The sequence below is a fragment of the Rubrivivax gelatinosus genome (assembly GCF_016583785.1).
Lineage (GTDB): Bacteria > Pseudomonadota > Gammaproteobacteria > Burkholderiales > Burkholderiaceae_C > Rubrivivax > Rubrivivax gelatinosus_B.
Window position 1 is genome coordinate 48312 of sequence record NZ_NRRU01000019.1, and the last position, 11871, is coordinate 60182.

Below are 11871 nucleotides of genomic sequence, written 5' to 3' on the forward strand. Positions count from 1 at the left end.
ATTCGGGTCAACCCGTGATTCTAGCCGACGCCAAAGGGGCATCCGCCGCCTACCGGCGTGGTTGACGCTTTCATGACCGCGGCCTACCGTCGCCGCAGCACCGTGCGGGCCTCGCCCGCCGTGTGCAGGACCACCATCGCAACGACCAGCAGGAGGGGGCTCGCATGAGCTTCGTGACGGAATTCAAGGAGTTCGCGACCAAGGGCAACGTCGTCGACCTGGCGGTCGGCGTGATCATCGGCGGCGCCTTCGGCAAGATCGTCGAGTCGCTGGTCGGCGACGTCATCATGCCGCTCGTCGGCAGGATCTTCGGCGGGCTGGACTTCAGCAACTACTTCATCCCGCTGGCCGGGCAGACGGCAACGACGCTGGCCGAAGCGAAGAAGGCCGGCGCCGTGTTCGCGTACGGCAGCTTCATCACCGTGTCGGTGAACTTCGTCATCCTCGCCTTCATCATCTTCCTGATGGTCAAGCAGATCAACCGGCTCAAGCGCAACGCCCCGCCGCCGCCGCCCGCGGCACCGGCACCGACGCCCGAGGACGTGCTGCTGCTGCGCGAGATCCGCGACGCGCTCGCGCGCAAGTAAACACGAGGGGGGCGGCGGCAGTTGCCGCATACTAGGTGTCGACGCCCGCATGAGCCCCTCACCCGTACACCGCCTGCCTGCCGCACTCGAAGGCGCCGTCCAGCACGTCAAGCTGGCGGCGCGCCAGGCCACCGAACGCACGATCGAGAGCCTGGGCCTTGCCGCGCTGGCCTCGAACAACGCCTTCCAGCGCGACGGCCTGCTCGGCGCGCAGTTCGAGCTCAACCGCAAGTCCGCGGTGTTCGCGCTCGCGTTCAACGAAGCCTACGAGCGGCGCATGCTGCGCGAGGTCGCGCCGCGTTCTTCCGAAGACTCGACACAGAGCCCGGGCTGGGAATCGCTGCGCCTGGTCGAGGACCGCGAAGTCGAGATCGAGGTCGCTGCCGAACGTTTCGGCATGGAGACCGCGCACGCCTGCGAATGGGAGCTGCGCGAACTCGGCGCCTATGTCGGCGCGCTGCTGGGCAACACCCGCGGCGAACACGAACGCAACCCGCTGCGCCCCGAGCTCGTCGGCCTGGCGATGTTCCAGGCGATCGAGACCGTCTCCGAGCGCGCCGAGGTGCGCGCCGCGCTCGGCCGCGAGCTCGCGCGCACATTCGCCACCGTGCTGCGCACGACCTATACCGACATCGTCGCCGACCTGCGCCGCGCAGGCGCGCAGCCGGCCGGACTGACGGTGCGCCATGCCGAGTCGCGCAGCGGCGCGACGGGCCCGGGCTTCGCCACTTCCGAACGCGGCGCCGAGGCCGAACGGTCCGGCTGGAGCCCGGAGCCCGACAGCCGCTGGGGCAGCCGCCGCGGCGGCAGCAGCAGCTTCGGCCCTGCCACGCGTTCCGGCACCGGCCGCGGCACGCCGCTGGGCGAGGTCGACCCGGCGATGATGGCGTTGATGCGGCGCATCGCCTACGCCGAAGGGTCGGCGATGGCCGGGGAAACCGCCGACGCCGGCCCCGCCAGCGCGCTGCCCAACCTGATCCACGCCCACCGCGACGAGCTGCGCCAGGCCGCCGCCGGGTCGCTGGACCTGATGGTGATCGACGTCATCGGCAGCCTGTTCGACCAGATCCTGTCGGACCCGAAAGTGCCGCCGCAGGTCGCGCGCCAGATCGGCCGACTGCAGCTGCCGGTGCTGCGCGCCGCGCTCGGCGACCCCAGCTTTTTCTCGTCGCGGCGCCATCCGGTGCGCCGCTTCGTCAACCGCATCGCGTCGCTGGGCACCGCGTTCGAGGACATCGGCGAGGACGGCGCGCAGCGTTTGCTCGCCAAGGTGCGCGAACTCGTCGACGAGGTCGTGCAGGGCGACTTCGACCAGCTCGAGATCTACCAAAGCAAGCTCGCTGCGCTCGAGGCCTTCGTCGCCGAGCAGGGCCGTGCCGAGGTGCGCGCCAACGGCGACGCCGCCGAGCTGCTGGCGGCCAAGGAAGACGAGCTGCGGCTGCGCCAGCTCTATGCCCAGCAGCTGCAGGGCGAGCTGAAGGACCTGGCGGCGCCGCAGTTCCTGCGCGACTTCATCAGCCAGATCTGGAGCCAGGTCGTCGTCGCCGCCAGCGAACGCGACGGGGCCGACGCCGAGTCGGTGCGCCAGCTGCGCCAGGTCGGGCGCGAGCTCTTCATGAGCGTGCAGGCCAAGACCTCGTCGGCGCAGCGCAAGAGCTTTCTCGCCGAGCTGCCGCGGCTGATGAAGGACCTGGGCGCAGGGCTGGACCTGATCCGCTGGCCCGAAGCCTCGCGGCGCGAGTTCTTCGGCCAGCTGCTGCCGGCGCACGCCGAGTCGCTGAAGGCGCAGCCGCTGCGCCCGCTGGACTTCAACCTGCTCGCACGCGAGGTCGACGGCGCGCTGCAGCGGCCGCTGCCCACGCGCGACGAGCTGCGCGCCGCGCCGGCCAACCTGCCGGTGCTCGACGAAGTCATCGCCGAGCCGCAGTTCAGCGCCGAGGAGGCCACCCGCATCGGCCTGGTCGACGAGACCCAGGTCGACTGGAACGGCCAGATCGACATCGTCGTCGGCGAAGACACGCCGCTGGCCGCGGCCGACACCACGATCGGCGGTCTGCCCGCGCCAGCCGAGCCGGTCGAGCCGAGCGAAGGCCGGGGCCTGGCCGAGCACGTGCAGGTCGGTTTCGCCTACCGCATGCACATCGGCGACGCCTGGCAGAAGGTGCGGCTGGTGCACGTCAGCCCCGGGCGCAGCTTCTTCGTCTTCCACCACGGCGCGCGCCACAAGGAGACGATCTCGCTGACCCAGCGCATGCTGGTTCGGCTGTGCGAGGCCGGGCGCCTGCGCGCCTTCGAGAACGCCTGGCTGCTGGAACGCGCCACGGCACGCGCGCGGCGCCAGCTGGCGTCGGTGCGCGGCGGCGCGAACGCCTGATCGGGCTCAGCCATCGCGCGTGAAGTCGCGCGCAGGCCTGAGTCCGGCGCGCAAGGCCTTCCGGCCTCGCACGTCCGGCCTCAGCCCCGTGCCGCGACCGCGGCGCGCGCCCAGCGGATCGCCGCCACCAGACTGGACGGATCGGCGACGCCCTGCCCGGCGATGTCGAACGCGGTGCCGTGGTCGGGGCTGGTGCGAACGAACGGCAGGCCCAGCGTCACGTTGACGCCCTGCTCGACGCCCAGGTACTTCACCGGGATCAGGCCGTGGTCGTGCGTCATCGCGACGACGATGTCGAAGGCGCCGCGGCGTGCGCGCATGAAGACGGTGTCGGGCGGGAACGGGCCGGCGACGTCCAGGCCCTCGGCACGCGCCGCCTCGATGGCCGGGGCGATGATCTCGATCTCCTCGCGGCCGAAGAGCCCGCCTTCGCCGGCGTGCGGGTTCAGCCCCGCGACCGCGATGCGCGGCCGCGCCTGGCCCCAGGCGGCCGCGGCGGCGTGGGCGATGCGCAGCGTCGCCAGCACGCGCTCGAAGCTGACGAGTTCGATCGCCTCGCGCAGCGCGACGTGGATCGTCACCAGCACGACACGCAGCTCCTCGTTGGCCAGCATCATGCGGACCGGCGGCGGCTCGCCGGCGTCGGCCGCCAGCGCCTGCAGCATCTCGGTGTGGCCCGGGAAAGGCACGCCCGCGGCCGCCAGCGCTTCCTTGTGGATCGGCGCGGTGACGATGGCGGCGGCCTCGCCGGCGCGCAGCACGCGCACCGCGTGCTCGATGCAGGCGGCGGCGGCTGCACCGGCACGCGCGTCGACGCGGCCCCAGGGCAGCTCGGCCAGGCCCGGCGGCAGGCCCGGCGGCACGATCACCGGCAGGCAGCCCGGCGGCACCGCCGCCAGGTCGGCCGGACCCTCGATCACCGCCAGCATGCCGGCGCCGGCGCGGCGCAGCACCGCCGGGTCGGCGACGGCGATGCAGGCTTCGGCCTGGCCGCGCCGGAACGCCGCGGCGACGATCTCCGGGCCGACGCCGGCCGGGTCGCCCATCGTCACGAGCAGCGGCAGCTTCATACCGGGTTGTCGATCTCGATGAAGCGGTGCTCCAGCCCGAACTGCGCCGCCAGCGCGGCGGCGGCGGCCGGCGCGCCGTAACGTTCGGTGGCGTGGTGGCCGCAGGCGAGGAAGGCGACGCCGGTCTCGCGGGCGACGTGCGCCTGCGCCTCCGAGACTTCGCCCGTCAGGAAGGCGTCGGCGCCGGCGGCGATCGCGGCCTCGAAGTAGCCCTGGCCACCGCCGGTGCACCAGGCTATGCGCGCCAGCGGCCGGCCGTCGCCCGGCAGCACGAGCGGCCGGCGCCCCAGCGCCAGTTCGACTCGTGCAGCAAGCGCCGCGGCGTCGGCGATGCCGGCGGCGGCGCCGATGAAGCCGATGTCCTGCTCGCCGAAACGTGCGTCGGCGGCCAGCCCCAGGCGAAGCGCGAGCTGGGCGTTGTTGCCGAGCTCGGGGTGCGCGTCCAGCGGCAGGTGGTAGGCGACGAGGTTCAGGTCATGCCTCATCAGCCGGCGCACGCGCTCGCCCAGCCAGCCGGTCAGGCGCCCGTCCTGGTTGCGCCAGAACAGGCCGTGGTGCACGAACAGCAGGTCGGCGCCGTCGGCGACTGCCGCGTCGATCAAGGCCAGGCTGGCGGTCACGCCGGAGACGACGCGCCGCACCTGGGCGCGACCCTCGACCTGCAGACCGTTCGGCCCATAATCCCGGAACGCCTCGGGCTTCAGCAGCCGCTTCAGAAAGGCGTCGATCTCTCTCAGCTCGGCCATAGGCGCCGCACTCCTTCCAGTCCATGTCCTTGCGCAGAACCTGGCTCGTATTCTCGCAGGCGGTCACCGTCGCGCTGGGCGTCCTGTTCGTCGTCGTCACGCTCAAGCCCGAGTGGATGCCGCGCCCCGGCACCGGGCTGCCGGGCCCGACCATCCTGCAGGCGGCGGCACCCGCGGCCTCGGGTGCCGCCGCGGTTCATGCCACCGGCTACAGCGCCGCGGCGCGGCGCGCGACGCCGGCCGTCGTCAGCATCGTCGCCACCAAGATGGCGCGGCGCAACCCGCATGCCGACGACCCGCGGCTGCGCTTCTTCTTCGGCGAGGACGGCGCGCGCCAGCAGGCGCAGACGGGGCTGGGCTCGGGCGTGATCGTCTCGCCCGAGGGCTACCTGCTGACGAACAACCACGTCATCGAGGGCGCCGACGAGATCGAGGTCCAGCTCGCCGACGGCCGTCAGGCGCGTGCACGCGTGATCGGCGCCGACCCCGAGACCGATCTCGCGGTGCTCAAGGTCGACCTCGACCGGCTGCCGATCGTCGCCTTCGGCGACGCGCCCTCGCTGCAGGTCGGCGACGTCGTGCTCGCGATCGGCAACCCGTTCAACGTCGGCCAGACCGTGACCGCCGGCATCGTCAGTGCGCTCGGCCGTAACCAGCTCGGGCTGTCGACCTTCGAGAACTTCATCCAGACCGACGCCGCGATCAACCCCGGCAACTCGGGCGGCGCGCTCGTCGACAGCGCCGGCAACCTGGTCGGCATCAACACCGCGATCTTCTCGCGCAGCGGCGGCAGCCTGGGCATCGGCTTCGCCATTCCCGTGGACATCGCGCGCCAGGTGATGGAGTCGATCGTGCGCGAGGGCCGCGTCACACGCGGCTGGATCGGCGTCGAGCCGCGCGACCTGACGCCCGAGATCGCGCAGAGCATCGGCCTGCCGCTGTCCAGCGGCGTGCTGATCACAGGCGTGCTGCAGGACGGCCCGGCCAGCCGCGGCGGGCTCAAGCCCGGCGACGTCGTCGTGCGCATCGGCGGCGAGGCGGTCGGCAACACCACCGAGCTGATGTCGGCCGTCGCCGCGCTGAAGCCGCGCTCCGAGGCCGTGATCGGCGTGCAGCGTGGCGAACGCACGCTGGACGTCAAGCTGACGATAGGCGAACGCCCGGCGGCGCTGCGGCGCACGCCGCGCTGAGCGCCGGGCGCGTCTTCAGCCGGTCTTCTTGCCGTCCGCGGCCTCGGCGTCTTCGGGCGCCTGGGTGTGCTTGATGAACACCTGCGCGGCGATGATGCCCAGCTCGTAGAGCACGATCATCGGGATCGCCAGCGCGAGCTGCGAGATCACGTCCGGCGGCGTCACGACGGCGGCAACGATGAAGGCGCCGACGACGAAATAACCGCGCGCCTTGCGCAGCTGCGCGATCGAGACGATGCCGATGCGCGCCAGCACCACCACGGCCACCGGCACCTCGAAGGCGACGCCGAAGACGAGGAACAGCGTCAGCACGAAGCCGAAGTACTCCTCGATGTCAGGCGCCGCGGTGATGGTCGCCGGGGCGAAGGCCTGGATGAACTTGGACATCCCCGGGATCACGAGGAAGTAGCAGAACGCGACGCCGACGACGAACAGCAAGGTGCTGCTGACGACCAGCGGCAGCACCAGCTTCTTCTCGTGCGAATACAGCCCCGGCGCGACGAAGGCCCAGACCTGGTAGAGCACGACGGGCAGCGCCACCATCAGCGCCGCCATCAGCGTGATCTTCAGCGGCACCAGGATAGGCGAGATGACGTTGGTCGCGATCAGCGTCGCGCCCTTGGGCAGGTGCGCCACCAGCGGCGCGGCCAGCAGGTCGTACATCGCCGACGGGCCGGGCCAGAACATCAGCACCGCGAACGCGATGCCGATCGCGACGAAGGCCCGGATCAGGCGGTCGCGCAGCTCGACGAGATGGGAGACGAACGGGGCTTCGGTGCCGGCGAGTTCGTCGTCCTTCGGGTCCTGAGCGCTCATTGGGGCACCCTTTGGCCTGCGGCCGGTCCCGCCAGGCGGGAATGAGCCCCGGACAAGTCCTGAGCGCTCATCGCCGCGGCCCGCTGCCGGGCGGACGGAAGCGTGCGACGCGCGCCGCGCCCGATTGCGCACGCGTGCGCACGCCGTGGCGCTGCTTGTACCAGGCCGGTGTCGCGCCACGCTTCAGGCGCCAGTTCTTCTTCGGGTGGCGGTATTCGGGCGTCGGGGTCGGCAATGCCTCGCCCGCGGCGGCGGCGCCGCCCGACCAGGCGTCAGCGCTGCCGCGCCACTCGGACTCGAGCGCGCTGCTGGTGGCGTGCACCTCGCGCTGCACCGCCTGGCCGGCGTCGCGCGCCGCGTCCTCGAACTGGGTCTTCATCTTCTTGAGCTCGTCGAGCTCGATCGAGCGGTTGACTTCGGCCTTGACGTCGGCGACGTAGCGCTGCGCCTTGCCGAACAGGTGGCCCAGCGTGCGCGCCACCTTGGGCAGCTTCTCGGGCCCGATGACGATCAGCGCGACCGCGCCGATCAGCGCGATCTTGTCGAAACCGAAGTCGAGCACGGACTCAGTGCTTGGTCTTGGCGTCGACGTCGACGGTGGTGGCGTCGTTGCGCTGCGCCGTCACCTGTTGCGGCGGCACCGGCGGCGTGTCTTCGGCTTCGTTGGCGCCCTTGACGCCGTCCTTGAAGCCCTTGACGGCGCCACCGAGGTCGGCGCCGATGTTCTTCAGCTTCTTCGTGCCGAAGATCAACACCACGACCAGCAGCACGATGAGCCAGTGCCAGATGCTGAAGGAACCCATGATCTTTACTCCTTGGAGAATCGGGAATTCTATGGCGGGCGCCTGATGCGCCCGGAAAGCTCAGGCTCAGCCCCTGGCCCAGGGTCGGGGACCGCCGAAGACGTGCATGTGCAGGTGATAGACCTCCTGCCCGCCGTCGGGCCCGTTGTTGACGACGACCCGGAAGCCGTTGGTCACGCCCAGGTCGCGCATCAGCTTGGGCGCCAGCGCCAGCATGCGGCCCAGCAGCGCCTGGTGTTCGGGGCCGGTGTCGGCCAGCGTCGCGACATGCTCCTTCGGGATCACCAGCACGTGCACCGGCGCCCAGGGGTTGATGTCGTGGAAGACGACGAGTTCGTCGTCCTCGTAGGCCTTCTTCGCCGGGATCTGGCCGGCGATGATCTTGCAGAAGATGCAGTTCGGATCGTGTTTCATGCCGGCAAGGCCCGGTTGGAATTGAGGGCGCTCCAGCCGCGCACGATGCGGTAGAGGAACCAGATCGAGATCAGCGTCCAGGCGATCCAGCCCGGCACCAGGAACAGCAGCCACAGCGGGATCGTCAGCAGGTAGGCCAGGCCGGCGAAGATCACGCTGCGGATGCGCCAGCGGAAGTGCGACTCCTGCCACGACCCCACCGCGTCGCCGCGTTTGACCACGTCGATGATGAAGGCGATCAGCAGCAGCCCGATGCTGGCCTGGGCGCCGGGCAGCAACGCGCTGACCGCGACGATCGCGTGCAGCAGGTAGCTCACGTGCCCCAGCGTCTTCAGCGAGGCCTCGCGCTCGGCATTGGCCACGACTTCGTCCATCGTCATCCTCCTTCGGACGCTTCGCGCCGCACGAGCTTGCGCAGCGCGAACTCCTCCAGACCGGAGAGTCCTTCGCGCCGCCGCAGTTCCGCCAGCACCTGCTCGGGGCGCAGGCCGAAGTGCGACAGCGCCACCAGGCTGTGGAACCAGAGGTCGGCGACTTCGCCGACGATGCGCTCGGGCACGCCGTCCTTGGCCGCCATCACGACCTCGGTGGCTTCTTCGCCGACCTTCTTCAGGATCGCGTCGGTGCCTTTGTGGAACAGGCGCGCGACGTAGCTCTTGTCGGGGTCGCCGCCGTGGCGCGAGTCGACGACGTCGGCCAGGCGCGCCAGCGTGTCGTCGCCGGTGGCCGGCGCGGAAACGGGTTCGTTCATTTGTAGATGCTCTCGGGGTCTTTCAGCACCGGATCGACCGTGCGCCAGGCCCCGTCCTCGTAACGCCGGAAGAAGCAGCTGTGCCGACCGGTGTGGCAGGCGATGCCCGGCGCATGGCCCAGTTGCGTGACTTTCATCAGGATCACGTCGGCGTCGCAGTCCAGGCGCAGCTCGTGCACCTGCTGCACATGGCCCGATTCTTCGCCTTTGTGCCAGAGGCGGCCGCGCGAGCGGCTCCAGTAGACCGCCTGGCCGCGGCGCACGGTCTCGGCCAGGGCCTCGCGGTTCATCCAGGCGAACATCAGCACGTCGCCGCTCGCCGCCTCCTGGGCGATCACAGGCACCAGGCCGTCGCCGTCCCACTTCACGCTGTCTAGCCAGTCCATGGGGGCAGTTTACGCAGGCGTGTGCGTCGCGCCGGTGAAAGCCCGTTCCTCGGCGAACCAGGCCAGCACCGGCACCGTGCCCGGCAGCACCGGCACCACCTCCACCGGCAGCGTCTGCCAGGCCATCTGCTGGTGCTCGCGCATCTCGAACTCGCCCGCCCAGTCGTAGACCTTGCAGAAGTGCAGCCGCACACGCGCGTGCGGGTAGTCCATCAGCTCGACCTTCCAGGGCTCGGCCGGGCCGATCGTGATGCCGAGTTCCTCTTGCAGTTCGCGCCGCAGCGCTTCTTCGACGGTCTCGCCGGCCTCGAGCTTGCCGCCGGGGAACTCCCAGTAGCCGGCGTAGACCTTGCCCTCGGGGCGCGAGGTCAGCAGGAAGCGGCCGTCGGCGGCGATCAGCACGCCCACCGCGACGTCCACAGGACGGCGCGGTTCCGGTTGCACGACGTCCACCGAACGGCGCGGTTCCGGGTGCACGACGTCCACCGCCGTGCGCTCAGCAGCGTCAGTCACCGGCATGCCTCCCGGCGTAGTCGCGTGCGAACTGCTGCGCGACGCGGCCCGACCGCGAGCCACGCTCCAGCGCCCAGACCAGCGACTCCTGGCGCGCCGCGGCGATCGCCGGCTCGTCGACACCGAAGGCACGCAGCCACTGCGCCACGATCGCCAGGTACTCGCCCTGGGTGAAAGGGTAGAAGCTGATCCACAGCCCGAAACGCTCGGACAGCGAAATCTTCTCCTCGACAACCTCGCCCGGGTGCACCTCGCCGTCGTCGGTGTGGGTGTAGCTGAGGTTCTCGCGCATGTACTCGGGCAGCAGGTGGCGGCGGTTGCTGGTGGCGTAGATCAGCACGTTGTCGCTGGCCTGCGAGACCGAGCCGTCGAGCATGCTTTTCAGCGCCTTGTAGCCGGGCTCGCCTTCGTCGAAGCTGAGGTCGTCGCAGAAGACGACGAAACGCTCGGGCCGCGCGCCGACCAGGTCGACGATGTCGGGTAGGTCGACGAGATCGGCCTTGTCGACCTCGATCAGGCGCAGGCCCTGCGGCGCGAACTGGTTCAGGCAGGCCTTGATCAGCGAACTTTTGCCGGTGCCGCGGGCGCCGGTCAGCAGCACGTTGTTGGCACCGCGGCCGGCGACGAACTGCTCGGTGTTGCGCAGCAGGCGTTCTTTCTGGGGGTCGATCTCCTGCAGGTCGGACAGCCGGATGGTCGCGACATGGCGCACCGGCTCCAGCACCCCGCCCTGGCCGCGGCGGCGGTAGCGGAAGGCGACCGAGGCGCCCCAGTCGGGCGCGGTGGGCGGATGCGGCAGCACCGCCTCCAGCCGCGCGAGCAGCGATTCGGCGCGCGCGAGCAGCGCCTCGACGGAAGACATCGGGATCATGCGTCCGAGTGTAGGGGCCGCACCGTGTCGTCGAGCACGACCCAAATGCGGTCGCCCGGGCGGCGTTCCACGGTGGCGCAGCCGGTGAAGGCGCCGAACGCCGGCAGCACGCCGACCGCGGGCCCGAAGTGGAAACACGGCAGCCGCAGCCGGTCGTGCGCCGGGCCGGAGAGCACCGCCGCCGGGTGCAGGTGGCCGGCGATGACGTAGGCGCCGTCCAGCGGCCGGGGCTCGTGCGCGATCGCCAGCGCGCCCAGGCGCAGCGGGCCGTCGATGCAATCGATGCCCCAGTCGGGCGGCGGGTCGCCGGCATGGCGGTCATGGTTGCCGCGCACCAGCGTCAGCTGCAGCCCCGGATGGCGCGCACGCCAGCGCGCCACCGCCTGCGCCGTGCCTGGCGTGCGCGAACGCGAGGAGTGGATCAGGTCGCCGACGAAGATCACGCGTTCGGCGCCGGTGCGTGCGATCGCCGCGTCCAGCGCCTCCAGCGTCGCGCTCGTCGTGCCCGCCGGCACCGGCACACCCAGGCTGCGGAAGGACTGGGCCTTGCCGAGATGGGCATCGGCGACCAGCAGCGCGCGTTCGGCCGGCAGGTAGGCGGCACGTTCGGGCAGCAGCAACAGCGCCTGCCCGGCAAGCTCGATCTGGACCACCGCGCAGGCTCAGCAGGCGAGGCGCTGCAGCGCCGGCTCGAGCATCTCGGTCGGCGAACGGCGGAAGCCCGAGCGCGCGTAGCGGTGCAGCCGGCCGACGGCCAGCGCCACCAGCGCCGAAGCGAGCACGTTGGCGTCGACGGTGGGCGTGCTCGAGCCGCGTTCGTCGGCGGCCGCGCGCAGGCTCTGGCGCAGCTGCGACTCGAGCCGGTCGAAGAACTGGTTCATGCGCGCGACCAGGCGTTCGTGCTCGAAGACCAGCGCGTCGCCGACCATCACCCGCGTCATGCCCGGGTTCTTCTCGCCGAACTGCAGCAGCACCGCGACGATGCGCTGCGCCTGCAGCGCGCCGGAGGTCTCGCGCTCGACGATCTGGTTGACGAGCGTAAAGACGCTGGACTCGATGAACTCGATCAGGCCCTCGAACATCTGCGCCTTGCTCGCGAAGTGGCGATACAGCGCCGCCTCGCTGACGTCGAGCCGGGCGGCCAGCGCCGCGGTCGTGATGCGCTCGGCGCCGGGCTGCTCGAGCATCTGCGCCAGCGTCTGCAGGATCTGCACGCGGCGCTCGCCCGGGCGCGGGCGCTTGCGCGCCGGCGTGGCGGTGGCGGCCGCCGGCTCGGAAACCGCCACCGGGGCCACCGGATCGGCGTGGACGGACGGGTCTTCCATCGGGGCTGGCGGGCGGGGGATGTCG

The 11871-nt window shown here is 71.1% G+C and carries 16 protein-coding genes; 3 read left to right on the forward strand and 13 right to left on the reverse strand.

Annotation, left to right across the window (positions count from 1 at the left end):
- Positions 1 to 164 precede the first annotated feature (164 nt).
- Together mscL and CKO43_RS07050 are read left to right on the forward strand one after the other, a co-directional pair.
- Positions 165 to 587, forward strand: a complete 423-nt coding sequence (gene mscL / locus CKO43_RS07045) for a large conductance mechanosensitive channel protein MscL (RefSeq protein WP_200230661.1) — start codon at positions 165 to 167, stop codon at positions 585 to 587.
- A gap of 49 nt (positions 588 to 636) precedes the next feature.
- Complete coding sequence (locus CKO43_RS07050) at positions 637 to 2961, forward strand: DUF1631 family protein (protein ID WP_200378255.1); 2325 nt, start codon at positions 637 to 639, stop codon at positions 2959 to 2961.
- Between the two features lie 80 nt (positions 2962 to 3041).
- On the opposite strand, the gene pdxA is transcribed toward CKO43_RS07050, so the two are convergent.
- Together pdxA and CKO43_RS07060 are read right to left on the reverse strand one after the other, a co-directional pair.
- Positions 3042 to 4031, reverse strand: a complete 990-nt coding sequence (pdxA, locus tag CKO43_RS07055; protein WP_200230657.1) for a 4-hydroxythreonine-4-phosphate dehydrogenase PdxA — start codon at positions 4029 to 4031, stop codon at positions 3042 to 3044.
- A complete protein-coding gene (locus CKO43_RS07060) occupies positions 4028 to 4777 on the reverse strand; it encodes a Nif3-like dinuclear metal center hexameric protein (RefSeq protein WP_200230655.1) in 750 nt (249 codons plus the stop codon). The genes pdxA and CKO43_RS07060 overlap by 4 nt, the downstream gene beginning before the upstream one ends.
- A gap of 29 nt (positions 4778 to 4806) precedes the next feature.
- Between CKO43_RS07060 and CKO43_RS07065 the strand changes: the two genes are divergently transcribed.
- The gene (locus tag CKO43_RS07065) at positions 4807 to 5967 is read left to right on the forward strand and encodes a S1C family serine protease (protein WP_200230699.1); all 1161 of its coding nucleotides are present in this window, start codon (positions 4807 to 4809) and stop codon (positions 5965 to 5967) included.
- Between the two features lie 15 nt (positions 5968 to 5982).
- On the opposite strand, the gene tatC is transcribed toward CKO43_RS07065, so the two are convergent.
- From tatC to slmA, 11 genes are all read right to left on the reverse strand, one after another.
- Positions 5983 to 6783, reverse strand: coding sequence for a twin-arginine translocase subunit TatC (gene tatC / locus CKO43_RS07070; RefSeq protein WP_200230652.1), 801 nt, complete (start codon positions 6781 to 6783; stop codon positions 5983 to 5985).
- Positions 6784 to 6850: 67 nt separating this feature from the next.
- Entirely contained in the window at positions 6851 to 7345 is a 495-nt protein-coding gene (gene tatB, locus CKO43_RS07075) for a Sec-independent protein translocase protein TatB (RefSeq protein ID WP_200378256.1), read from the reverse strand.
- A gap of 4 nt (positions 7346 to 7349) precedes the next feature.
- A complete protein-coding gene (tatA, locus tag CKO43_RS07080) occupies positions 7350 to 7586 on the reverse strand; it encodes a Sec-independent protein translocase subunit TatA (protein ID WP_200230650.1) in 237 nt (78 codons plus the stop codon).
- A gap of 66 nt (positions 7587 to 7652) precedes the next feature.
- Positions 7653 to 8000, reverse strand: a complete 348-nt coding sequence (locus CKO43_RS07085; protein WP_200230649.1) for a histidine triad nucleotide-binding protein — start codon at positions 7998 to 8000, stop codon at positions 7653 to 7655.
- Complete coding sequence (locus tag CKO43_RS07090) at positions 7997 to 8374, reverse strand: DUF4870 family protein (RefSeq protein WP_200230648.1); 378 nt, start codon at positions 8372 to 8374, stop codon at positions 7997 to 7999. The genes CKO43_RS07085 and CKO43_RS07090 overlap by 4 nt, the downstream gene beginning before the upstream one ends.
- A 2-nt stretch (positions 8375 to 8376) precedes the next feature.
- Complete coding sequence (locus tag CKO43_RS07095; RefSeq protein WP_200378257.1) at positions 8377 to 8751, reverse strand: phosphoribosyl-ATP diphosphatase; 375 nt, start codon at positions 8749 to 8751, stop codon at positions 8377 to 8379.
- Positions 8748 to 9137: a phosphoribosyl-AMP cyclohydrolase gene (gene hisI / locus CKO43_RS07100; protein WP_200378258.1), complete on the reverse strand. Its 390-nt coding sequence runs from the start codon at positions 9135 to 9137 to the stop codon at positions 8748 to 8750. The genes CKO43_RS07095 and hisI overlap by 4 nt, the downstream gene beginning before the upstream one ends.
- A 9-nt stretch (positions 9138 to 9146) precedes the next feature.
- Positions 9147 to 9557 (reverse strand): NUDIX domain-containing protein, encoded by a 411-nt coding sequence (locus CKO43_RS07105; RefSeq protein ID WP_200378261.1) that lies wholly within the window; start codon positions 9555 to 9557, stop codon positions 9147 to 9149.
- Positions 9558 to 9642: 85 nt separating this feature from the next.
- Positions 9643 to 10512, reverse strand: a complete 870-nt coding sequence (locus tag CKO43_RS07110; RefSeq protein ID WP_242478044.1) for an ATP-binding protein — start codon at positions 10510 to 10512, stop codon at positions 9643 to 9645.
- A 5-nt stretch (positions 10513 to 10517) separates the two neighbouring features.
- The gene (pdeM, locus tag CKO43_RS07115; protein WP_200378259.1) at positions 10518 to 11174 is read right to left on the reverse strand and encodes a ligase-associated DNA damage response endonuclease PdeM; all 657 of its coding nucleotides are present in this window, start codon (positions 11172 to 11174) and stop codon (positions 10518 to 10520) included.
- Between the two features lie 9 nt (positions 11175 to 11183).
- Entirely contained in the window at positions 11184 to 11846 is a 663-nt protein-coding gene (gene slmA, locus CKO43_RS07120) for a nucleoid occlusion factor SlmA (protein WP_200230638.1), read from the reverse strand.
- Between the last annotated feature and the right edge of the window lie 25 nt (positions 11847 to 11871).